The sequence below is a fragment of the Methylocaldum marinum genome, assembly GCF_003584645.1.
Taxonomy (GTDB): Bacteria; Pseudomonadota; Gammaproteobacteria; order Methylococcales; family Methylococcaceae; genus Methylocaldum; species Methylocaldum marinum.
Genome location: NZ_AP017928.1, coordinates 5,850,405 through 5,870,774, shown reverse-complemented (window position 1 = coordinate 5,870,774; position 20,370 = coordinate 5,850,405). Strand labels below are relative to the sequence as shown.

The window sequence follows — 20,370 nt, the reverse complement described above, 5'->3', positions numbered from 1 at the left end:
AGTTGAATGCTTAGCGCTATGGGGCGGATCGGGCGGTCGTCCGCTCTGACGCCACTTTTCGGCACATTAGGCGGTTCAAGACGGGATATCGCCTCACCCGCCCCGCCATTACTCGACGAAGCGAAGCACCGGCCCCTGCGCCTCGTTCAGCCGGACATTCCCTTGAGATTTTTCTTCGATCTTCACCACCCCGAGAAGGACGACGCGGCCGTCCGGATGGCGCGCAGCGGAAACAACATTTCCGACGCTTTCGGTCGCGCCTTCGAGACGAAGCACCGTGCCCGGAGCCGGAACCGCATCGCTGTCGACATAAGCCAAATAGACTCGGCGCTTCAACTGGCCGCGGTAGTGCAGCCGCGCGATGACCTCTTGTCCGGGATAACAACCCTTGGTGAAACATATCCCGCCCAAGTCTTCCAGATTCAGCATCTGCGGTATGAATTCACCCGCGGTTTCAGGCACCAACAGCGGGATACCCGATAGAATCTCTAGCACGGACCATGCCTCCCGGCCCACCGGAAGAACCGCCGATACCAGGCTCTGCCAAATGTCGGCAACGGCCTTTCCGCTGCCGACAACCAACCAGCGCGGGAATGGTTGTCCGGCTATAGCCATAATGGTGCACTCGCCAAAAGTCAGTGCGTCTCCAGCCTCGACGGGCGGCGGCGCGCCGATTAGAGCCGTCAGACGGGACTCCATGTTAGGACCGGACAAGCCGATCCGGGCGAGACTATCGCCGGCTTCCGAAAGGGCAACCTTGACTCTGAGAAGGTATTTTTTCAAACCCGATAAAACGCTTTGCGCAATGTCTTTCGGAAGAAGCAAGTAAAACGCTTGGTCATGCAAGAACACCCAAAAGGTGGCCTGAGCCCTTCCCTTGGCATCGCACCAGGCGGTGAAAAGCCCCTTTTCAGCGGATACTACCCGCAAGTCTCCCGGGAATAGATTGGCCAGAAATTTCCGTGCGTCCTCGCCTTTTGCCTCGATCAGGCTATAGTGCGACAAATCCGCCATCACGTCCGCGCTCACGGCTTGCCGCCGTTCCGCGTCCAACTGCCCAAAATCGATGACTCCGGATTCATCGAAGTGGGCTCCGCCTTGTTCGAGAACGGACCGCCACGACATGGGCAGACCGCATTCGGCCGCGATGGGCGGTGAAGAGGGTTTTTCGTTCCCAGTTGCGGTCATCGCTTCGCCGGTTGCCATGCACTATCCTCCTCGGGTCCGAAACAATTGGAATATTCGACGCACTCCGCGCAGCTGGGAGATCGGCAAACAAAGGCTCCCTCGCGTTCGCAGAGTTGCTTGTAGAAAAACTTTTTCCAGCGCATGCCGCCGGTATTTCGGGCGAACAGCGTGGAGAAATGGCGCGCCAGGAGATCGGACAGAGACTGCCGATCCGGAAGGCCCATATCCTGCCAAAGATGGTCATCGCCCATGCAGCAGGCTGCAATCGCATAGGCCAGCCACCGGCTCTCGGCGCTATCCTCGCTGCGATGTTCGAGTAACAGTACCACGAGGTCCTCGAACTCGTCGGTCGCCATCCGACGGCCGCGATTGGCCGCTGCGAGCGCTGCTTTCGTGGCAGGCGTCAGGTAAACATCCTCGGCACCGGGAAAATACCGGTTCAGAAGCCCCCGGAACGCCTCCTCGTCCAGCCCGAAAGCAGGCCGTCCGCCGAGCCGGGACGAGCTTCGCGCCAGCTCGATCGCCGAAACGAACGTTAGGGTCACCGAATCCTCGGGATCCCGTGCGTAAGCCATGAGCGGGTCATAGAAACCGGCGCTGGCGGCTGAAGATGTCGGATTCGGACTGGGCTGGCGCATTGGGAACACCCTCAGGCTGCGACCGCTTCGTGCGTATAGCACTGCTTGGGACAAATCTTGGCGCAAGCCTCGCAACCTACGCAGTTTGCCACATTCGCGATCGACATGACTTTCTTGTCGTATTCGTCGTCATCGTCCTCATCTTCAGTGCTGAGTTTGACGATATCGCCGTCTTCGTTGACACCGACCATCTCCAGGACTTCGCGTCCGCAAACCTTGTAGCAACGGCCGCAGCCGATACATTTTTCCTGGTCGATGACATCTACGAACTTGGGGGTCCATACCTTACCCCCGGGAAGGGTAACCGTGAATTCGCTCATCTTAGACTCCTAACCGGCGCTGGTTTTGCGGAATTCGTCCAGTTCGCGATAGGCCTCGTAGGTCTTCTCCGCAACTTCCCGAATTCTCTCCCAACCCGTGGGCAGATCTTCGGCCAAGTCGTGCAGATCCATCTTCAGCGCCGTCGCCTGGGCGTTCAGTTTCTTCAATCTGGCTTTAAGGTCTTCTGCGTCTGTCATGGGTGCCTCATTGCATTACCGTGTGACGAACAATCAACTGTACTTGGCCACTTCAGAGTAGCGATTGATCATGTCGACGCCCGCATTGACCAGCTTTTCGCCTTCCTCTGCGAGCTTTTCCATCGACGGAAATCCGAAACGATGCACATCCCGCAACTGCTTGTTCACCACGATCAGTCTGCCGGCAATCAGAACCATCCGACCAAAACCCTCGTGCGACATCTTCATCATGGGCGTCACCATCACGCCGCTCGCACGCTCGATGGAGAGACCGACGGCGTTGTAGAAGAGTTCGAGCCGCCAGAGGATTTCCGGATCGGGATCGCCGACGATCGGAAGCGCTTGCCGTTTTTCCTTGGTGAGGATGTAGGGTTCGAGCAGCATTTCGTCGCTCTTGCCGTCCCAGGTACCGTAAGAATCCTGAGCCCGCCACTGTTTGATCAATTCCTTGACGAAGCTCGATTCCATGGGCGACGTCGCGCCCTCCGCTTTTACTGCCAATGCTTCAGCCATGTTCCACCTCTTCTTCTTCAAAATCGAATTCGCGCTCCTGGCCCTTCCCTTCTTTCGCCAGCACCTTTCGGAGCCAGGGCGGGGGAGTGCCCTTTAGAACTTGCTGGAGCTTGTCCAACAGATCGGTAATGGGCTCGGGCTGGGGAACCTTCATGGGATGTATCCCTTGGGCCACCACCCTAGCCGCGCCGGAACCGCCGATGGCGGCCACGTAGAGAATCGCGCAATCCTTGACTGCTTCCAACTTCGGAGCCAATTTGTCTTCGTTTCCGTCCTCCTGCAAATCACCTTCGAATTGAATGGCTTCGAGGAAGCGATAGCCCTCGGCCGACAATTCGTAGATAGCGATATTTTTGGCCCACCCGAAATGGGCATCGACCCGTTGCAGATCCTGTGTAGAGAATGCGACCTTCATGCTACCTCCGCGATAAAAGGTTTCGTTTGAAACAGCTTCGGGCTTAATGAGCCGTAACCGCCGCCGTGCCAGCATTTTCGTTCTCCTTGGGCAGGGACCAGGTTTCCGGAGTGGGCTCATGGCCGTTGGCGATGAACATATTGGCAATCTCGAACGTGAGATTGCGCGTCCCGCGATATCCGACAATCGTCTGATGCGCGGCGCCAAGGCGATCGAACATGGGGATACCGATGCGGTAGAAAGGAATCTTCAGCCTTTCCGCCGCTTGTCGTCCGTGAGAATGGGTCATCAGAAGATCACAGCCGGCAGCGCGGGCCTCGAGATCTTCCAAGTCGCCGATCAGGACTTCGTCGGTCGCGATCCGCTGCAACATCGGAGACGACGTCGTGGTAACAGCAGCGGCGGTTTCCGCCCCGAGTTCGTGGGACCACTGGCTTAGGGCCCACAACAGATCGGGTTCAGCGCCTATTGCGATTTTTTTGCCGCCGAAATGGAAATGGGCGTCGAGCATGGCATCGACCAATTGGCCGCGCTGCCGCCGAATTTTGGTCGGGACCGGGCGGCCGCTGATGCGGACGCACAGGCTGATGAACTGATCGTTCGGCTCCAGCCCCGTCAGTCTATCGAACACCGTGTACGGGACCCCGGTTTTCGATTCCAGGGCGACAGCGGCATCGCGCATCTGTTCCCCGACCGCGATGGTATGAACGGACCGGCCCAGACTCGCGATCTCCTCCAGGGAAATGCCCCCCAGCGTGGTCGGTGTGAAATCGTCCGGAATATGGCCGTCCAGTGATCCGGACAGATCCGGAAGCACCAGCATTTCCAAACCGAAGGCTTCCAGAATGTCGCGAATTTCGTCAATGTCGCCCGGGGTGAGATGAGCGCCCGGGAGCAGGTTGACCCGGTTGGGAAGCCTGGGCGCGCCGGCGCTTATCGGCTCCACCAATTGTTCGACGAGTTTGGTGACGGTTTTAGCCCAGCCGTCCTGAAACGCGTCCTTGAAATCCGGCGTCGACACATAGACCAGGCTGATAGGGTCCAGCTCCGGGTGTTTTTCCCGAATCAGCTTGATATACGCATCTACATCGTCTCCCTTGGTTTCGGTAACCCCCGTCGACGAAATGCCGATGATGGACGGCTTCTGCCGCGAAGCGATGGTCACTACGGCCTGCTCCACGTTCTCGAGTCCCCCGAGCACCGTGGCGACTTCACTCATCGCCGTGGTCTGCAGGGGAATCGCCTCCTTGAAATGCCGCACGAACAAGACCAGTCCGAACGAGGTACAGCCTTGCGAGCCGTGGAACAAAGGCATGCAGTTCTTGATACCCATGAAGGCGAGTGCGCTGCCAATCGGCTGGCTCATCTTCAAGGGATTGACCGAACAAGATTTCTTGGGCGTTATTACGGTAGCCATGGGCTTATCTCATGCAGCCTGTTGAGCTTGCGACTTGTTTTCGGACGGGCTCGGGTGCCAGTGATCCATGGTTTCGAGAATCTTTTCCAGCTTACCCATGCAACTGCCGCACCCGGTACCGGCCTGGGTCTTTTCCGACACCGCCTCCGCGGTAGATAGGGCGTGCTCGACGATGGCATCCTCGATCGTGCCCCGCAGCACCGATTTGCACTTGCAGACCGGCGTGGAACGGCGCTTTTCGCGCGCCAGTTCGGGATTTGCGGCCAGTGCCGCGGCTTCCTCGGCAATCGCCGCGTCGGCCACCTCTTCCCAGGTCTTTTCTTCCCAGGGGGCGCGCTTGCGCACCTGCTCCCAGACCGGGTTGTACAAAGCCTTGTCGATTTCTTTCACCAGTTCGACCATACCGACGTAACCCATATAGGCGTGGTGGCGTTCCTGGTTGATGTCCAACCAAGGCATCTTGGCTTTCAGAGCGACGAACTGAGAGCGTCCGCCGGACAACATGATGTCGGCCTTCGCATCCTTCAGCATCTTGTACATTTCGCGCGGACTCATGTCGTCGATCATGTGAGCGTCCTGCCCCATGAGTTCCTTGATGCGCTCTTTATCTTCCTTGGTGGATTTCTTGACGCTGGTACCGACGAGTTCCATGCCGGCTTCCTGCAGTGCGGCGACAACGGACCAGGATTTTACGCCCCCGGTAATGAGCAGCACTTTTTTCCCGGTAAGGCGTTTTTTGTAGGGCTCGATCGCGGCCCAGGCGCGTGCTTCCTCGCGGGCGATCACGGCTTCGGTACGCTCCATGAGCTCGGCGGGAGCGCCCCGCTCTATCAGCAAGCGGGAGATTTCCCGCAGCGCGTCGCTGGTATCGCCGATGCCGTAGAAAGAACCCTCGAAAAACGGAATCTCAAACCGTTCTTCCATTTTTCGGGCGATGTTGATCATGGATTTCGAACACACCATCATCGCGGCGCGTGCGCGGTGCGACGATGCAATGTCGTGGTATTTGGCATCCCCGGAGATGCAGGCCAGAATCCGAATACCCAGCTCGTCGAGCAGCGGTTTGACCTGCCAGAGCTCGCCGGACAGGTTGTATTCACCAATGATGTTGATGTCGTAGGGCGTGGTGTACTCCGGCTCCTCGGTACCGATGACGTGGTCGAGGATGGCTTCGCCCGCCAGTTTGTTGCCCAGGTTCTTGGGACCGACGAACCCCGGCGAATTGACCGGTACGACGGGCTTGCCGAATTTCTTCGAGGCCGCCTTGCATACCGCATCGATGTCGTCGCCTATCATGGCCGGCACGCAGGTTTGATAGACGAAAACCGCCGGGGGGTCGTATTTCTCGATGATTTCCTTGATCGATTTGTATAGCCGTTTCTCGCCGCCGAACACCACGTCGGTTTCGTTGATGTCGGTGGTGAAGCCTGTGCGCCAGAGATTCGATCCGGAGGATTTGGAACCACGGTTGTCCCATGAGTTGCCTTCGCAGGCGATGGGGCCGTGCACCAAATGAGCTACGTCGGTGATGGGCTGCAGCGCGATCTTGGCGCCGTCGAAGGCGCATCCGCCGGCCGCGCCGCCGGGCTGCAACTGCTTAGTGCAGCCTTTCTTGCGTTCCTTTTCCGACTTGCCCTGGTTCTTGCCGCAACCGGGCTCGTTGAAAACATCTTGAATTTTGCTCGATACGCTGCTCATAACCCCTCCCGCGTAGGCTTAAAAAACCTCAGAATCGCACCAATATGTCCTCGTCGCGCACAATGTACTGACAAGCCAGCCGCCACGGTGGCGGTTCGTCCGTCACCTCGGCTTGCTCGATCTGCTCGCGCGTAATCTTTCCGGCCAGCCTGAGCACGGTCTTTTCCTTTTCCGTCAGATGCATACCCATGGGCAGCTTGCCGGAAAGTACCGATACTTCCACCGCACAGGAACCGCATTCGCCGTTTTCGCATTCGAAGTGAATCGGAACCTTGTTTTTCTGCGCGACCGCGAGCAGGGTATGGCAATCTCCGGCGGTTGCGTAAACCGTGACGTCCTTACGCATGGCCGGCGAGCTGAAAGTTACATTTGCCATTTAGAATTCCTCTACTTGAGTGGAGAAGGGTGGCTGGGCGGACTTCCGTCGCCAGCCACCTGCCGACTTAGCGGATGATGTCGTAGCTGTAGTCGGTTTTCGCCGGGACGATGGTGTTCTTGTCCATTTCGTCGAAGATCTTGTCGAGCATCCAGACCAGAACGTTCATCGCACCCTGGTAGCCCCATACCGGGTAACGGTGATGGTGGTGACGGTCGAATACCGGGAAGCCGATACGGATCAGGGGGGTTCCGGTATCGCGCTCGAGGTATTTGCCGTAGGTGTTGCCGATCAGAAAATCGACCGGCTCGGTGAAGAGCAGCGAGCGCATGTGCCACAGGTCCTTACCAGGATACGCATGGCAATTCTTGCCGAAGGGCGAAGAATCGAACAGCTCTTGCATCTTCTTTTCCCAAGCCTTGTTACCGTTGGTGGCCAGGACGTGGGTGGGTTCGGCGCCCAACTCCAACAGGAAGCCGGCCAAGCCCATGCAGAGATCCGGATCGCCGTAGATAGCGAACTTTTGACCATGGATATGCGCAGTAGAGTCGGCGATGGCGTCAACCAAACGGCCGCGCTCCTTTTCCAGTGCTTCCGGAATCGGTTTACCCGTAATGCGCGAAACTTCCATCAGGAATTGGTCGGTTGCCTTCACGCCGATAGGGTGATTGAACGCGATGGTTTCCTGGCCATGCTCCGCAATCAAGGGCAGAGTCTTTTCCGTGCAGTATTCCTGCATGGAAATGGTTGCTTTGGCATGCAGAGCGTTAGCGGTTTCTTCCAGAGTGGTGCCGCCGTCGTACATGCGGAAAGTGCCATCGGTGGGCGTATCCCAAACGTCGCTGTTGTCGGCGAGAATGGTGTATTCCACACCCATCAGATCGAAAATGCGTTTGACTTCGCGGAGGTTGCCTACGGTGTAGCCGTCGAAACCACCGATGAAGTTGATCTTCTCGTTGGGAACCCGGGTCATGGCTTCGGTGGTACCGGCCTTGCCGTCCCAGAAGTGCCACAGGATGCCCTTGAGCACATTGTCGTAGCCGGTGATGTGGCTGCCGACGAAGGCCGGGGTATGCGCAAAGGGAACATCGAATTCAGCCGGAAGGCTGCCCTTTTCCTTTGCGGTCTTGATGAAGGCGTTGAGATCGTCGCCGATCACTTCCGCCATGCAGGTGGTCGATACCGAGATCATCTTCGGCTGGTACATGTTGTACGTGTTCGCCAAGCCGTCGACCATATTGCTCAAGCCCCCGAATACCGCTGCATCCTCGGTCATGGACGAAGATACACAGGACGAAGGCTCCTTGAAATGGCGGCTGAAATGACTGCGGTAGTAGGCGACGCAACCCTGCGAACCGTGAACGAAAGGAATGGTCCCCTCAAAACCTACCGCGGCGAACACCGCTCCAAGGGGCTGGCATGCTTTGGCCGGGTTGACGGTGAGCGCTTCGCGAGCGAAGTTCTTTTCCCGGTATTCCCAGGTCTTGGCCCATTCCTTTACCTCTTCGACCTTGTCGTCGGATTCGGCAAACTCGAACTCTTTCTTTTTGTTCTCGAACAATTCCACATATTCCGGTTGGCGGAACAGGTTGAAGTGATCGAGCACCTTTTCTGCATTCTGGCTCATGGTTTAACTCCAAAGTTGCGGTTGTAGGGTGCGACGAGCGCACCGAATCAGTCTGGCTGGTGCGGCGCGGCGCACCCTACGCATCTTCAATCCGGATTAGGCCTCCGCTTCGGTGCGCTTCCACGGGGTTTTGGCCAAGCCCCAGACCGGATTGTTGATCGCCATGTCCATGTCACGAGCGAAGATCGCGAAGCCGTCATAGCCGTGGTAAGGACCCGAATAATCCCAAGAGTGCATCTGACGGAACGGTACGCCCATCTTCTGGAAGACGTACTTTTCCTTGATGCCCGAACCGACGAGGTCCGGCTGGATCGCTTCGACGAATTGCTCGAACTCGAAACCGGTCACGTCGTCATAGATCAGCGTGCCGTCCTTGACATAATGAGTGGTACGCTGATAGTCGTCGTTGTGGCCGAACTCGTAGCCGGTGCCGACGATCTCCATGCCGAGATCTTCATAAGCGCCGATGACGTGGCGAGGACGCAGACCACCGACGAACAACATGACCTTTTTGCCTTCAAGACGCGGGCGATATTTCGCGATGACCGCATCCATCAGCGGACGGTACTTCGCGATGACGCGCTCCGCACCTTCCTTGATCTTGTCGTCGAAGTGGCTGGCGATATTGCGCAGAGACTCCTCGATCTTGGTCGGGCCGAAGAAGTTGTATTCCACCCACGGAATCCCGTACTTCTCTTCCATGTGGCGCGAGATGTAGTTCATCGAACGGTAGCAATGCAGCACGTTCAGTTTGGCCTTGGGGGTGTTTTCCAACTCGGCCAGAGAACCGTCGCCGGACCACTGAGCGATGACGCGCAGGCCCATTTCCTCGAGAAGAATACGGGAAGCCCAGGCATCGCCGCCGATGTTGTAGTCGCCGATGATGGATACGTCGTACGGCGTGGTTATGAACTCGGGATGCTTGTCGCCGGCCTTGTCGAACACCCAGTCGCGGATCGAGTCGTTGGCGATGTGGTGGCCCAGGGACTGCGACACGCCGCGGAAACCTTCGCAGCGAACCGGAACGATGGTCTTGCCTTCGTATTCCTTGGACTTTTTCTTCGATACCGCTTCGATGTCGTCGCCGATGAGACCGATCGGGCACTCGGACTGAACGGTGATGCCGTGGTTCAGCGGGAACAGTTCCTCGATCTCGTCGATGATTTTCTCCAGCTTCTTGTCGCCGCCGAAGACGATGTCCTTCTCCTGGAAGTCCGAGGTGAACTGCATCGTGACGAAGGTGTCGATACCGGTCGTACCGATGTAGTAGTTACGGCGCGAAGCCCAGGAATACTGGCCGCAGCCTACCGGGCCGTGACTGATGTGGATCATGTCCTTGATCGGACCCCAGACCACACCTTTGGAGCCGGCGTATGCGCAGCCGCGAATGGTCATGACACCCGGAATCGATTTGACGTTGGATTTCACCCCGCAGTCGGGCTTGCCTTCTTCAAAAGTGCCTAGGTGCTTGGCGCGCCGTTTTGCGGTCTTTTCCGGGTAGACCGACAGGACCTCGCTGATGAGTTCCTTGTTTCTCTGTTTGGTTTGCTCAACTGTGAGGCTCATTTTGCTCTCCAGATACGATAGTTGAATGAATGACGCATGAAGGAGGGGAAGCGTGGCGCCGGAGGATGCGGCAAACGTCGCGAACCGCATTTATCGCGAGGCGAAGCGGTTCCTTCGTCACCGCCCCTCCCGGCTCCACGCGCCCCTTACATCCGTTTAGGCCGCCAACTCAGCCGCGGTCTTGCCGACTTGCGACTCGTCGACCTGCTTCATGATGCCGTGAGCCATCAACAGATCTTCGAGCTCGTCCATGGTGATCGGGGTCGGGATGATGCCCTGGCCGGAGTTGTTGTGGACCTTGTTGGCCAGCTGACGGTACTCGTTGGCCTGCTTCGAATCCGGGGCGTATTCCATAACAGTCATACGGCGGAGTTCGGCGTGCTGCACGATGTTGTCACGCGGAACGAAGTGGATCAGCTTGGTGCCGAGTTTCTCAGCCAGCGCTTCAGCCAGCTCCAGCTCCTTGTCGGTTTGACGTTCGTTGCAGACCAAGCCGCCCAAACGTACGCCGCCCGAGTTGGCGTATTTCAGAATGCCCTTGGAAATGTTGTTGGCAGCGTACATGGCCATCATTTCGCCGGACATTACGATGTAGATTTCCTGCGCCTTATTTTCGCGAATGGGCATAGCGAAACCACCGCAGACCACGTCGCCGAGTACGTCATAAGAAACGTAGTCGATGTCCTCGTAGGCGCCTTCTTCCTCCAGGAAGTTGATGGAGGTGATAACACCACGACCTGCGCAGCCGACGCCCGGCTCCGGACCACCCGATTCAACGCAACGGATGTCGCGATAGCCGACTTTCATTACGTCCTCGAGCTCGAGGTCTTCCACGCTGCCGGCACTAGCGGCCAGGCTGAGGATGGTATCCTGCGCCTTGGAGTGAAGGATCAGACGGGTGGAGTCAGCCTTCGGATCGCAGCCTACGATGAGGATGCGCTGACCCATTTCGGCCAGAGCTGCCAGGGTGTTCTGGGAGGTGGTGGATTTGCCGATGCCGCCTTTCCCGTAAAAAGCGATTTGTCTTAAATCTGACATGATCAATCTCCAGTCAATTACGTTGATCGATAGAACCTCTTTGGCCAGCAATTCCGCCGAAAGAAAAAATGTTGGGCTCGAACGCGGCGAGCTTTTCTTTTTTTTCTTCTTCCGCCCACCGTTTCTTTCGGTGAATGGACGAGTACTGGTCGAAGCCTAACAGGCAACGACTGTGCCAGAGGCGTACGCCCTCCGATATGTGCTTGTTTTAAAGGATCAAAATGTCAGACCATCCGGATTTGTCGCGACTTTACCCGCACTTTTTGCATGTTAATAACCGAACAAAACCATACGGTTTGTAAGGAACGGTACAAACCTTTTTCCGTGCCTCCAAATCTTTGTCCGTAGGACGACAAGCGGAAAATCAGCCACTTCCGCCTTTACCATCCGCACCCATGCAGTTGGAACAAAGCTTGCTTTAAATCTCGCGTAACTCGCGCGAGCCGGGGAAGGTTCGCGTTCCAAGAACGCGAACCTAATGTTTTTCCCGGTTTCGGCGCGGTCGATCCAATACACCTCTAGGAGTAGCCCATGCAGATCGGTGTAGACACAGAAAGGGCTGTCGACCAAAGACGCGTGTTCGTCGTCGACAGCGACGAAATCACCAGCGCAGCCCTGCAGTTCATGCTTCACGACGAAATCGAGACGCACGAGTTGTCCAGCCTGGAAGCCGCTTACGTCAAGGCGAAGGACTGGAAACCCGATGTCCTGCTGTTAGGCATCGGTATCGTGCAGGAAAAAGGCATAGAAGTGCTGGCGGACATCCGCTCGAAAATTACCGACCTCAAGATCATCCTGGTCGCGGATTCCGCAACCGACCCTCTTGCGAAGGAATGTCTGAAGAACGGCGTGAATTCCATCCTGCCGAAACCACTGACCATCGAAAAAACCCGGCAAAAGGTCGATGCGCAGCTGGGACGGAAGGTGAAACTGAGCATTCCGGTTCAAGTCGTGTGAAACAGTCTCCTACACCTCCGACCGCAGTTACGCTTCCGGCGTCGGTCGATAATCCTCACTACCGCCGGATCGGCGGCGAGGAGGCCGTACGCCGACTGGTCGAGCGTTTCTACCAGTTGATGGACGAGCTTCCGGAAGCGCGTGCCATTCGGGCGATGCATCCCACGGACCTAACGTCGTCCAAGGAAAAGCTGTTCCTGTTTCTATCGGGCTGGCTAGGCGGGCCTCCGCTTTATGCCGAACGCCTCGGTCCGCCGCGGCTCCGGCAGAAGCATCTGCCCTTCCCTATCGATACGGCCGCCCGCGACGCGTGGATGGCGTGCATGAACCGGGCGCTGTCTGAACTGGTCTCCGACACCGAATTACGCGCTCAGCTTTCCGCCTCTTTTTTCAAAACTGCCGATTTTCTACGCAACCAACCTTAGAAGGAGTGTCATGACCACTATCACCGAAACCCCGCTCGCCAGCCTTGATGACGAAAAACGCCTCATTTCCCCGGTTTTCAAGGGCGAGACCAAACCCGGATACTTCGGCTTTCGTGGTGAAATCGCCTTGAAATTCGCCCAGCAGGTCGGAGACGAAGCCCGCCCGCCGGAGATCCGCTTCGATCAGGTGATGATCGTCGCCAAGGCCGGGGAAACGACTATTCCGTTCCTGGCCGGCGTGGCGCTGTCACTGGAACACATGCAGCTGTTGTGCGAGGTGCTGGGGGACAAGCTGTCGCCCACCGGAAAGTACTTCTTCTTCGCCGGCAATCTGGATATTTCCAAGCGCTACCAGATCGCTTACGGCGGAACCACCTTCTGGGTGCTGCCGCTGGACGAAGCAACCGTGTACAACGAGCTCCGCGATTTGTTCAACATCGATCGCGGCGACCTGAAAAAACTGGATACCGCCGGCAAGCTTCAGATCGTGGCCGACGCCGCGGCCGACTTCAACGAAAAGTTCCAGGAAATCACTTTCGAGGAAGGCCTGAAGATCATGGGTCCGATCAAGATTCCCGAGAATCGGCCCGTTTAAGGCGGAACAGGAGTTCGCCCTTGCATGGCTCAACACATCGCCCGGATCGGCCACAGCACCAATCTGGTAGGCATCCCGACCGGACTGTTGGCCAGCACGGCATTCAACGAGCACCCGCTGCCGCTGCACATCAGCGGCGTGCGGGAGGCCAATTACGGTTTGTTCGACCGGCTCAAGGAAACCGAGGATGCCGGGGAGGCGGCCGAAATTTTCCAGGACTACATGTACGTAATGTTCGGCCTCAACGGGGAATCGCGGAATCGGCAGGAAAGCAGCGGCCCGCGCCGCTTTCGCTCCAGCTATCTCAAGCTGTTGAGCGGCTGGGGATTCGATTCCAACAATCCCCAGGGTGCGGTTCTCAAGGGCTGGGTGGAAAGCCGCTTCGGCCTGTTTCCCACCTTCCACAAGGAATCCTTGACGCGCTTCACCTCGCCCGCCTGGGCCACTTACATCGAAGAAAAAATGTCGAGCCGTTTCCACAACAACAGCATCAACCTGCAGCTCGACCTATTGTACGAATTCTGCCAATGGGCCATAGCCCGTTTCGGCTTGTGGGGCCGGCGCCACATCACCCTGTTCCGGGGCGAGAACGGCTTCGACGAGCATCGTGTGCTGGGACCCCGCGACGGCCGCTGGCTCACGGTGCGTCTCAACAACCTGGTGTCTTTTACGGCGAACCGCGAAACCGCCAGCGAGTTCGGGGACACCATCATGGAGGTTCAAGTGCCCGTGGTGAAGATTCTGTTTTTCAACAACCTGCTGCCGCGCCACGCGCTGAAAGGCGAGTGGGAATACATGGTGATCGGCGGGGAATACAAGGTTAAGGCCTCCTATTACTGATGGATACCGAGCCGTACCGCGACCGCGCTCTGGGGGCTTATCTGGGACTCGCCATCGGCGACGCCCTGGGTGCTACCGTGGAATTCATGACGCCGCGGGAAATCCATCATCAGTACGGCGTGCACGACAAGATCATCGGCGGCGGCTGGCTGAAACTCAAAGCGGGGCAAGTCACCGACGATACCGAGATGTCCTTGTCGCTGGGGCAGGCTATTATCGAAACCGGCGGTTGGAGTATGCACGCCGTGGCGGAATCATTCGCGGCCTGGCTGAAGCGAAGGCCGCCGGACGTGGGCAATACCTGCCGCCGCGGCATCCGCCGTTACTTGACGGACGGCAGCCTGTCCGGACCTCCGAACCCGGGCGACGGCGGCAACGGCGCCTGCATGCGCAATCTGCCGGTGGCCCTGGCCACCCTGGGTGATGCGGAAGCTTTTACCCGGTGGACTGTCGAGCAATGTCATTTCACCCATCATCACCCGCTTTCGGACGCGGCCACGCTGAGTCTGGGCCGCATGGTACAGCACCTGGTTTGCGGCGGATCGAAGCATGATTGCGGACAGTTCGTCTCGGCGCTGATCGAATCCCACCCCGAGTTCAGCTTTGATCCCTATCCCGGCCGGGCCAGCGGCTACATCGTCGATACCGTGCAGACGGTGCTGTATTTCTTCCTGGGTACCGATTCCTTCGCCGATTGCCTGGTTCGCGTGGTTAATCAGGGAGACGATGCCGACACCACCGGCGCCATCGCCGGCATGCTGGCAGGCGCGGCTTACGGGGTCTCGGGCATTCCCGCGCGCTGGCTGAAGAGCCTCGATGCCGAGGTCACACGGCACATCGAACGGCAAACCGAGGCCTTGCTCGCAATCGCGTCCAAGGGCCGGCAACCCGATTTCTCGATTCCCCCAACGGGTACCTGACTACCTGAGGACCACGACAATGGGCAGCTTCACTATCGAATTTCAAGGTTATTGGAGAGAAAAGAAGAAGGGCGGGATCCCCGCGAAAGCCGGCATATATTGTGTTTATACCTGCATCTACAGCGGCAAGAAACAGACCTGCTCGCCACAAAAACTCGTCTACATCGGCGCGTCCGAAAACGTCAAGGAATGTCTTCGAGACCACGCAAAGCAGGAAGATTGGGAATCCCACATCGACACCGGCGAAGAACTCTGCTTCAGCTTCGCCCCGATGGATGTCGAAATGCTGGAGCGCTGCGCGGCCGCCCTGATCGTCAGGCACAAGCCGCCGGAAAACACCGAATACACCGGGAGCTCCCCGTTCGAGTCCGCCACTTTCACCTTATCCGGCAGTGCCGGCTTCCTGTCCAAATCATTTACCGTGTGAGGAATTACAACATGTTTACCAAAGCCTGCGACTTGAACGAACTTCGGGAAGGGAAATACGAGGTTGTGGCCGTCAACCGCACCCTGATGGTGGTGGTGTGGCCCCAGGGCGATCAGCCCCGCGCGTTTCAGGGGCTCTGTCCCCATTTCAAGGAACCCTTGGCCGATGCCCGATTTGATGGCAAGAACCTCACCTGCTCGCACCACGATTGGGCATTCGAAGGTGCTACCGGCGCTTGCATCAAAGGCAAGCCGTGCACGCTAGCCGAATACCCGCTGAAGATAGAAGGGGAGGAGGTACTGATCGATACGGACGGGGTCACGCCCGTTTTTGTCGGATAACCGGAGCACAGAACGTGATTGATGCGTTCCCGCGTCGGCACATCCAACGAGCCCCGATACGGCTTGTAGGATGCGGTGAACGAAGTGAACCGCATCAATCGCGAACGAAGCTTGTCGTGAGCGAAGTAGAAGGGCCTGTCCTGAGCCGAGTCGAAGGGCACTTCACTTCGTTCCGCACGTCCCGCCAGATTCCCCTATAGAACCGAGCAAGAGTATGACGACCATCCTCTTTTACGAGAAACCGGGCTGCGCCAATAACACCAAGCAGAAACGCCTGCTCCTGGAGGCGGGACACGAGCTTTTGGTCCGCAACCTTCTTGACACTCGCTGGACTTCCGAAGAATTGCGCGCGTTCTTCGGTGAAAGGCCGGTATCCGAATGGTTCAACCGGGCCGCGCCTCGCGTGAAGTCCGGCGAAGTGGTACCCGAAGCGCTGACCGGGCCGGAAGCGCTTGCGCTCATGCTCGAGGATCCCCTGCTGATCCGACGCCCTTTGCTGCAAGTCGGCGAGCGCCGGGAAGTCGGTTTCGATCCACAGCGCATCCACGACTGGATCGGTTTGGCTTCCGGCACGAACGAATCCACTAACCTGGAACAGTGTCGCCGCTCCGACCACTGTCCGACACCCGGGGAGCATTTGAGCTGATGGACACCGACAAGGGATTGTTCGTCGGGAAGGGCTCCCCGACCTACGAATCCGCCCCAAAACGGCACAGAATGCGTCGGCATTCCCTCGGCCGAGCGAAAAGCCCGAAAAATTCTGCCTCGCCGCCGGCGTCTAAGCTGCTACCGGAGACTAACGCGTGAATACCGTGTCGGACGCCTTGGAGCGAGTACTGGAGTATCACGAGCGGACCAAACATCGCCTGGAGCGCTATGCCGCCGGACCGGAAACGCTCGACTGGGACGCCCAGCCCGACCCGTTCCGCCGTTTCGAGGGTGCGCCCACGATCCGATTGCCCTTGGCCGCGGACCACTTGACGACCCCTTTCGAGGCGCTGTCCGTCCCCGGAGCCGTAGCCCCGCACCCGCTGTCACTCGAATCCGTGGGCATCTTCCTGGAACTTTCCCTGGGCCTCTCGGCCTGGAAGGAGTACGGTCCCGACCGTTGGGCCTTGCGCTGCAATCCGTCCAGCGGCAATTTGCATCCCACCGAAGGTTATATCGTTTGCCGGTCGATTTCCGACGTACCCGACGGCGTATACCACTATGTCAGTCGGGACCATATTCTGGAACAACGCTGCGGGCTCCCGGGTACGCCTGCTCCGGCCATTACTCCGCGGCTGTTGGTTGCCTTGAGCTCCATCCATTGGCGGGAAGCCTGGAAATATGGCGAAAGGGCTTTCCGCTACTGCCAACTGGACACCGGCCATGCCGTCGGCTCCCTGAGCTATGCCGCCGCGGCTCTCGGCTGGCGCCTTCGGTGGGTGAGTAGTGTCGCCTTTGCCGAGTTGGCCGCAGGCCTCGGACTCGATCGGAACGAGGATTTTTCCGGAGCCGAGCGGGAAGAAGCGGAGCTTCTGCTGGAAGTGATCGCCGCCCCCGGGGCCGCGACATCCGACGGGGCGGAACCGGTTCCGTCCGAAAACGCGTGGCGTGGGCGAGCCAACGTGCTCGACCGGCGTCCCATGTACCGTTGGCCCGTAATCGACGAAGTCGAGAAGGCGACCCGACCGTGCAGTCCGGTGCCGGAGTCCGGCGCGGCCGAAACCTATCCCTCCAGGTCGGCGGTGTGCTCGGAGCCGGCCGCGCGCGTCATCCGGCAAAGACGCAGCGCGCAACATTTCGACCGCCGGGAGGTCCTGAGTGCTGCCGCCTTTTACCATTTGGTGGATGCCCTTCTGCCCCGCCGGATTGCGCCTTGGGACGCATGGGATCTCACGCCGCGGGTGCACCCGGTGTTCTTCGTACATCGCGTGGAAGGGATAAAGCCCGGACTCTATGCCCTGCCCCGCCGGGCCGCGATCAAGCCCGATCTGCAAGCCGCATTCCGCGGCGAGTTCTCCTGGCTAAAACCGGAGGGCTGCCCGGAATATCTGCCCTTGTTCCGACTCGCCGAAGCCGATTGCAGCAAATTGTCCAGAACGCTGCACTGCCACCAGGCGATCGGTGCGGACTGCGCTTTCGCCTTGGGCATGCTGGCGGAATTCGAACCGGTCATCTCCACCGCGCCTTGGCGCTATCGGCAATTGTTTTGGGAATCCGGCCTCTTGGGTCAGGTGCTCTATCTCGAGGCGGAGGCGATCGGCATACGGGGAACCGGCATCGGCTGCTATTTCGACGATGTCTTCCATGATCTCCTAGGTCTATCCGGCCGGACCTTTCAGTCCCTGTACCATTTCACGGTGGGTTTTCCGCTGACCGATACGCGGATACTCACCCTCCCGCCCTATGCCGGACGCGACCCGAGCTAATCCGCGCATGGCGCGTAGACGTTTCGACCTTCTCATCAACACTTCTTTGAACATTAAGGAGAGTTCTACATGAACGACCTGATTCATCATAAGGCAGACGCAAGCGGGGTTAGCGATGGCTGAAATGCAAGATTCCATGGCGGTCGTCGCGGAGGGCGAGCAATTCGCGCTCTTCTCCAACGGTGACGGCTCGACTTACATACTTCGTTCCAAAGAGGATCGCGCATCGACCCATATCGAGGGAGAAGATGTTGCGGCGTTTCTCGCGGAATTCGACAACGTCAAAGCACAGTACCCGACCTACACCACCGATCAGCTGCTGGCCCAGCTTTGGGATCAGGGCGGCTACAGCTGGATGGCGAGTCCGGATGAGGAGTGAAGGATCTTGAGAAAGTTTAATTTGCAGCCGGCTGGCGAAACACTTTAAGAATCGAGGACATGTTATGACCGGGGAAACCGCCTGGCGACGGGTGACCGTCGCCGAAACCCAGACTTTGCTGCAACAACCCGACCTGTTGGTTTTCGACGTGCGGGATCCGGATTCCTTTGCGGCGGGACATATCGATGCCGCCCGGCATCTCTCGGGTGCGAACCTGGAGCAGGTACTCATGCGTACGCCCAAATCGCAGCCGGTACTGATCTACTGCTATCACGGCAACGCCAGCCAGACTTACGCGCAAATGTTCCGGGACTTTGGCTTCAAGACGATCTACGATCTGATCGACGGTTACGAGGCCTGGCGCGCCGCCGTGCCTTCGAGACCGAGCTCCGCGGAGTTGAGCCCGGTCCTTCGCAGCTGGCTCAGCGAGCATGGCTTTCCGCCCGATAACATCGAGGCTACCCGCGATAACCGGATGACGCCCCTGATGCATGCCTGCCGCCTCGGCGACCAAGCCATGGTGGAAGCGCTTCTGGAAGCCGGTGCCTCGCTGGATCCGCTCAATAGCGACGGCAACAATGCCCTCTGGCTGGCTTGCTATGGCGAGAACCTGGAGGTGATCGACCGCCTGATCGAGCGGGGCATCGACATTAACCATCAGAACGAAAACGGTGCCACTTGTCTGATGTACGCCGTATCCACCGGCAAAACAGCGGTCGTCGCTCGGCTATTGGCGCTCGGCGCCGATATCGGCATCAAGACCCTGGATGATTTCACCGCCCTGGACATGGCCGCCAATCTGGATTGCTTGAACCTGCTGCGAGCAGCGGCAGGTTAGCCGTCCATGGCCCCCCTTATACGTACGATTCGCCCGCCCGATTAGGCTTCCAGGCCGTGGTGCTGAACGCCGCTATGGACATTTACGCCCGTTTTGGGTTCGTTCCAGGCAAACGCCGCATTCGGATCCGCAGGCTCCACGGCGTGCTCCTGCATGAGTTCATCCGCCAAATCGGCGAGCTTGTCTTCCAAGCTCTGAGCGGGGTCATTATTGGGATCTTCGAACCGGTCCAGAGAGATTTCCGGGCCTTCCTCATCGTCGACCATGTGGATGAGGAAAAGCTCTTCGATGCCGGGCCGTCCATGTACCGTCGCCCTGAAGATTTCTCCCCGATACGAAAATTCACGCACCATGTTACCTCCTAACTTTCGATTGTTTTTGATTAATCAAAATAAAGACTTATCCAAGTGCGCGCGTGGCACTTCGGGGCAGAATTCTACCATAAATCGTATGGTTATTTTGCAAATCTTTAACGCTCCAACCGCGCTTGACGACTACCCGGAAAAATCCGTCGCCGGCACATTTGCTCTTCAGAGAGGTTCCAGACTATGAAATACGCTTTTGCCCCTGCTCCCATCGTCAGCCTTCCGGCCATGTCATGCAATCCGTTTCCGGTGCGACGCATATTCTGCGTCGGACGCAATTATCCGGATCACGCACGGGAAATGGGTGCCGATCCGGCCGCAGAGCCGCCCTTTTTCTTCATGAAACCGGCGGATGCCATCCTGCCCAACAACTCGGTTCTGTCCTACCCGCCCGGAACCGAAAACCTGCAACCGGAAGTGGAGCTGGTCGTCGCCATGCAGCTGGGCGGCAAACAAATCCCCGCCGACAAAGCCAACGATTACATCTTCGGCTATGCCGTAGGGCTGGACATGACTCTGCGCGATGTACAGCAGAACGCGCGCGAAAAGGGACTACCCTGGGACATGGCCAAAGGATTTGACCAGTCTGCGCCCTGCTCCGCACTCACTCCGGAGTTCTATACGGGCGTGATTGCCCAGGGCAAGATCGAGCTCAAGGTGAACGGAGAATTGCGGCAGAGCGCCGACGTGTCGGAAATGATTTGGAAGATACCCGAGACCATCAGCTATCTGTCCACGCTGATTGAAATTTGCCCCGGCGACCTGATCTACACCGGCACGCCCGCCGGGACGAGTCCGGTAGTCAAGGGCGATGTCATCGAAGCGACGGTCGCCGGTCTAGAGCCTTTAATCATCACCATTGGATGAGGCGTTCG

Annotated in this window: 26 protein-coding genes; 13 read left to right on the top strand and 13 right to left on the bottom strand. The window is 58.2% G+C overall.

Annotated elements, in window-relative coordinates:
• Positions 1-108: 108 nt before the first annotated feature.
• The 12 genes from ygfZ to nifH form a co-directional block, all read right to left on the bottom strand.
• The gene (gene ygfZ / locus sS8_RS26520) at positions 109-1,206 is read right to left on the bottom strand and encodes a CAF17-like 4Fe-4S cluster assembly/insertion protein YgfZ (RefSeq protein WP_119632387.1); all 1,098 of its coding nucleotides are present in this window, start codon (positions 1,204-1,206) and stop codon (positions 109-111) included.
• On the bottom strand, positions 1,185-1,826 hold the full coding sequence (locus tag sS8_RS26515) for a nitrogen fixation protein NifQ (RefSeq protein WP_119632386.1): 642 nt from the start codon (positions 1,824-1,826) through the stop codon (positions 1,185-1,187). The genes ygfZ and sS8_RS26515 overlap by 22 nt, the downstream gene beginning before the upstream one ends.
• Positions 1,827-1,837: 11 nt before the next feature.
• A complete protein-coding gene (fdxB, locus tag sS8_RS26510) occupies positions 1,838-2,146 on the bottom strand; it encodes a ferredoxin III, nif-specific (RefSeq protein WP_119632385.1) in 309 nt (102 codons plus the stop codon).
• A gap of 9 nt (positions 2,147-2,155) precedes the next feature.
• On the bottom strand, positions 2,156-2,344 hold the full coding sequence (locus tag sS8_RS26505) for a CCE_0567 family metalloprotein (RefSeq protein ID WP_119632384.1): 189 nt from the start codon (positions 2,342-2,344) through the stop codon (positions 2,156-2,158).
• Between the two features lie 33 nt (positions 2,345-2,377).
• On the bottom strand, positions 2,378-2,857 hold the full coding sequence (locus sS8_RS26500; protein ID WP_119632383.1) for a NifX-associated nitrogen fixation protein: 480 nt from the start codon (positions 2,855-2,857) through the stop codon (positions 2,378-2,380).
• Entirely contained in the window at positions 2,850-3,272 is a 423-nt protein-coding gene (gene nifX, locus sS8_RS26495; protein WP_119632382.1) for a nitrogen fixation protein NifX, read from the bottom strand. The genes sS8_RS26500 and nifX overlap by 8 nt, the downstream gene beginning before the upstream one ends.
• A 43-nt stretch (positions 3,273-3,315) precedes the next feature.
• A complete protein-coding gene (gene nifN, locus sS8_RS26490; protein WP_119632381.1) occupies positions 3,316-4,689 on the bottom strand; it encodes a nitrogenase iron-molybdenum cofactor biosynthesis protein NifN in 1,374 nt (457 codons plus the stop codon).
• Between the two features lie 9 nt (positions 4,690-4,698).
• A complete protein-coding gene (gene nifE, locus sS8_RS26485) occupies positions 4,699-6,387 on the bottom strand; it encodes a nitrogenase iron-molybdenum cofactor biosynthesis protein NifE (protein ID WP_119632380.1) in 1,689 nt (562 codons plus the stop codon).
• Between the two features lie 28 nt (positions 6,388-6,415).
• Positions 6,416-6,763, bottom strand: coding sequence for a 2Fe-2S iron-sulfur cluster-binding protein (locus tag sS8_RS26480; RefSeq protein WP_119632379.1), 348 nt, complete (start codon positions 6,761-6,763; stop codon positions 6,416-6,418).
• Positions 6,764-6,830: 67 nt separating this feature from the next.
• Entirely contained in the window at positions 6,831-8,390 is a 1,560-nt protein-coding gene (gene nifK / locus sS8_RS26475; RefSeq protein WP_119632378.1) for a nitrogenase molybdenum-iron protein subunit beta, read from the bottom strand.
• Between the two features lie 96 nt (positions 8,391-8,486).
• Entirely contained in the window at positions 8,487-9,956 is a 1,470-nt protein-coding gene (gene nifD, locus sS8_RS26470; protein ID WP_119633036.1) for a nitrogenase molybdenum-iron protein alpha chain, read from the bottom strand.
• A 156-nt stretch (positions 9,957-10,112) separates the two neighbouring features.
• Positions 10,113-10,994, bottom strand: a complete 882-nt coding sequence (gene nifH / locus sS8_RS26465; RefSeq protein WP_119632377.1) for a nitrogenase iron protein — start codon at positions 10,992-10,994, stop codon at positions 10,113-10,115.
• On the opposite strand from nifH, the gene sS8_RS28410 reads away from it, so the two are divergent.
• From sS8_RS28410 to sS8_RS26410, 12 genes are all read left to right on the top strand, one after another.
• Complete coding sequence (locus sS8_RS28410; RefSeq protein WP_170161276.1) at positions 10,993-11,154, top strand: hypothetical protein; 162 nt, start codon at positions 10,993-10,995, stop codon at positions 11,152-11,154. The two genes, nifH and sS8_RS28410, sit on opposite strands and share 2 nt — an antisense overlap.
• Before the next feature lie 371 nt (positions 11,155-11,525).
• A complete protein-coding gene (locus sS8_RS26460) occupies positions 11,526-11,951 on the top strand; it encodes a response regulator (RefSeq protein WP_119632376.1) in 426 nt (141 codons plus the stop codon).
• Entirely contained in the window at positions 11,948-12,376 is a 429-nt protein-coding gene (locus sS8_RS26455; protein WP_170160883.1) for a group II truncated hemoglobin, read from the top strand. Before sS8_RS26460 ends, sS8_RS26455 begins: the two co-directional genes overlap by 4 nt.
• A gap of 10 nt (positions 12,377-12,386) precedes the next feature.
• A complete protein-coding gene (locus tag sS8_RS26450) occupies positions 12,387-12,971 on the top strand; it encodes a hypothetical protein (RefSeq protein ID WP_119632374.1) in 585 nt (194 codons plus the stop codon).
• Between the two features lie 24 nt (positions 12,972-12,995).
• Positions 12,996-13,811 carry an NAD(+)--dinitrogen-reductase ADP-D-ribosyltransferase gene (locus sS8_RS26445; protein ID WP_119632373.1) on the top strand — a complete coding sequence of 272 codons (816 nt, stop codon included), beginning with the start codon at positions 12,996-12,998 and terminating at the stop codon, positions 13,809-13,811.
• The gene (gene draG, locus sS8_RS26440) at positions 13,811-14,731 is read left to right on the top strand and encodes an ADP-ribosyl-[dinitrogen reductase] hydrolase (protein WP_119632372.1); all 921 of its coding nucleotides are present in this window, start codon (positions 13,811-13,813) and stop codon (positions 14,729-14,731) included. Before sS8_RS26445 ends, draG begins: the two co-directional genes overlap by 1 nt.
• Positions 14,732-14,750: 19 nt before the next feature.
• The gene (locus sS8_RS26435; protein WP_119632371.1) at positions 14,751-15,158 is read left to right on the top strand and encodes a GIY-YIG nuclease family protein; all 408 of its coding nucleotides are present in this window, start codon (positions 14,751-14,753) and stop codon (positions 15,156-15,158) included.
• Positions 15,159-15,169: 11 nt separating this feature from the next.
• On the top strand, positions 15,170-15,499 hold the full coding sequence (locus sS8_RS26430; RefSeq protein WP_119632370.1) for a Rieske 2Fe-2S domain-containing protein: 330 nt from the start codon (positions 15,170-15,172) through the stop codon (positions 15,497-15,499).
• A gap of 214 nt (positions 15,500-15,713) precedes the next feature.
• The gene (locus sS8_RS26425) at positions 15,714-16,145 is read left to right on the top strand and encodes an ArsC/Spx/MgsR family protein (protein WP_119632369.1); all 432 of its coding nucleotides are present in this window, start codon (positions 15,714-15,716) and stop codon (positions 16,143-16,145) included.
• A gap of 157 nt (positions 16,146-16,302) precedes the next feature.
• Positions 16,303-17,913: a SagB/ThcOx family dehydrogenase gene (locus sS8_RS26420; protein ID WP_232020451.1), complete on the top strand. Its 1,611-nt coding sequence runs from the start codon at positions 16,303-16,305 to the stop codon at positions 17,911-17,913.
• A 115-nt stretch (positions 17,914-18,028) separates the two neighbouring features.
• Positions 18,029-18,292, top strand: a complete 264-nt coding sequence (locus sS8_RS26415) for a hypothetical protein (protein ID WP_119632368.1) — start codon at positions 18,029-18,031, stop codon at positions 18,290-18,292.
• 64 nt (positions 18,293-18,356) lie between these two features.
• On the top strand, positions 18,357-19,130 hold the full coding sequence (locus sS8_RS26410) for an ankyrin repeat domain-containing protein (RefSeq protein WP_119632367.1): 774 nt from the start codon (positions 18,357-18,359) through the stop codon (positions 19,128-19,130).
• Between the two features lie 41 nt (positions 19,131-19,171).
• Here the strand turns inward: sS8_RS26410 and sS8_RS26405 are convergent, their stop codons facing one another.
• Positions 19,172-19,483, bottom strand: coding sequence for a hypothetical protein (locus tag sS8_RS26405; protein ID WP_119632366.1), 312 nt, complete (start codon positions 19,481-19,483; stop codon positions 19,172-19,174).
• 195 nt (positions 19,484-19,678) lie between these two features.
• Here sS8_RS26405 and sS8_RS26400 point away from each other — a divergent pair, with 195 nt between their 5' ends.
• Positions 19,679-20,362 carry a fumarylacetoacetate hydrolase family protein gene (locus sS8_RS26400; protein WP_119632365.1) on the top strand — a complete coding sequence of 228 codons (684 nt, stop codon included), beginning with the start codon at positions 19,679-19,681 and terminating at the stop codon, positions 20,360-20,362.
• Positions 20,363-20,370 lie beyond the last annotated feature (8 nt).

Bases quoted from the DNA above. Each gene is read 5' to 3' on its own strand.
- ygfZ (WP_119632387.1), bottom strand. From the start codon at position 1,206: ATGGCAACCGGCGAAGCGATGACCGCAACTGGGAACGAAAAACCCTCT.
- sS8_RS26515 (WP_119632386.1), bottom strand. From the start codon at position 1,826: ATGCGCCAGCCCAGTCCGAATCCGACATCTTCAGCCGCCAGCGCCGGT.
- fdxB (WP_119632385.1), bottom strand. From the start codon at position 2,146: ATGAGCGAATTCACGGTTACCCTTCCCGGGGGTAAGGTATGGACCCCC.
- sS8_RS26505 (WP_119632384.1), bottom strand. From the start codon at position 2,344: ATGACAGACGCAGAAGACCTTAAAGCCAGATTGAAGAAACTGAACGCC.
- sS8_RS26500 (WP_119632383.1), bottom strand. From the start codon at position 2,857: ATGGCTGAAGCATTGGCAGTAAAAGCGGAGGGCGCGACGTCGCCCATG.
- nifX (WP_119632382.1), bottom strand. From the start codon at position 3,272: ATGAAGGTCGCATTCTCTACACAGGATCTGCAACGGGTCGATGCCCAT.
- nifN (WP_119632381.1), bottom strand. From the start codon at position 4,689: ATGGCTACCGTAATAACGCCCAAGAAATCTTGTTCGGTCAATCCCTTG.
- nifE (WP_119632380.1), bottom strand. From the start codon at position 6,387: ATGAGCAGCGTATCGAGCAAAATTCAAGATGTTTTCAACGAGCCCGGT.
- sS8_RS26480 (WP_119632379.1), bottom strand. From the start codon at position 6,763: ATGGCAAATGTAACTTTCAGCTCGCCGGCCATGCGTAAGGACGTCACG.
- nifK (WP_119632378.1), bottom strand. From the start codon at position 8,390: ATGAGCCAGAATGCAGAAAAGGTGCTCGATCACTTCAACCTGTTCCGC.
- nifD (WP_119633036.1), bottom strand. From the start codon at position 9,956: ATGAGCCTCACAGTTGAGCAAACCAAACAGAGAAACAAGGAACTCATC.
- sS8_RS28410 (WP_170161276.1), top strand. From the start codon at position 10,993: ATGATCAATCTCCAGTCAATTACGTTGATCGATAGAACCTCTTTGGCC.
- nifH (WP_119632377.1), bottom strand. From the start codon at position 10,994: ATGTCAGATTTAAGACAAATCGCTTTTTACGGGAAAGGCGGCATCGGC.
- sS8_RS26460 (WP_119632376.1), top strand. From the start codon at position 11,526: ATGCAGATCGGTGTAGACACAGAAAGGGCTGTCGACCAAAGACGCGTG.
- sS8_RS26450 (WP_119632374.1), top strand. From the start codon at position 12,387: ATGACCACTATCACCGAAACCCCGCTCGCCAGCCTTGATGACGAAAAA.
- sS8_RS26445 (WP_119632373.1), top strand. From the start codon at position 12,996: ATGGCTCAACACATCGCCCGGATCGGCCACAGCACCAATCTGGTAGGC.
- draG (WP_119632372.1), top strand. From the start codon at position 13,811: ATGGATACCGAGCCGTACCGCGACCGCGCTCTGGGGGCTTATCTGGGA.
- sS8_RS26435 (WP_119632371.1), top strand. From the start codon at position 14,751: ATGGGCAGCTTCACTATCGAATTTCAAGGTTATTGGAGAGAAAAGAAG.
- sS8_RS26430 (WP_119632370.1), top strand. From the start codon at position 15,170: ATGTTTACCAAAGCCTGCGACTTGAACGAACTTCGGGAAGGGAAATAC.
- sS8_RS26425 (WP_119632369.1), top strand. From the start codon at position 15,714: ATGACGACCATCCTCTTTTACGAGAAACCGGGCTGCGCCAATAACACC.
- sS8_RS26415 (WP_119632368.1), top strand. From the start codon at position 18,029: ATGGCTGAAATGCAAGATTCCATGGCGGTCGTCGCGGAGGGCGAGCAA.
- sS8_RS26410 (WP_119632367.1), top strand. From the start codon at position 18,357: ATGACCGGGGAAACCGCCTGGCGACGGGTGACCGTCGCCGAAACCCAG.
- sS8_RS26405 (WP_119632366.1), bottom strand. From the start codon at position 19,483: ATGGTGCGTGAATTTTCGTATCGGGGAGAAATCTTCAGGGCGACGGTA.
- sS8_RS26400 (WP_119632365.1), top strand. From the start codon at position 19,679: ATGAAATACGCTTTTGCCCCTGCTCCCATCGTCAGCCTTCCGGCCATG.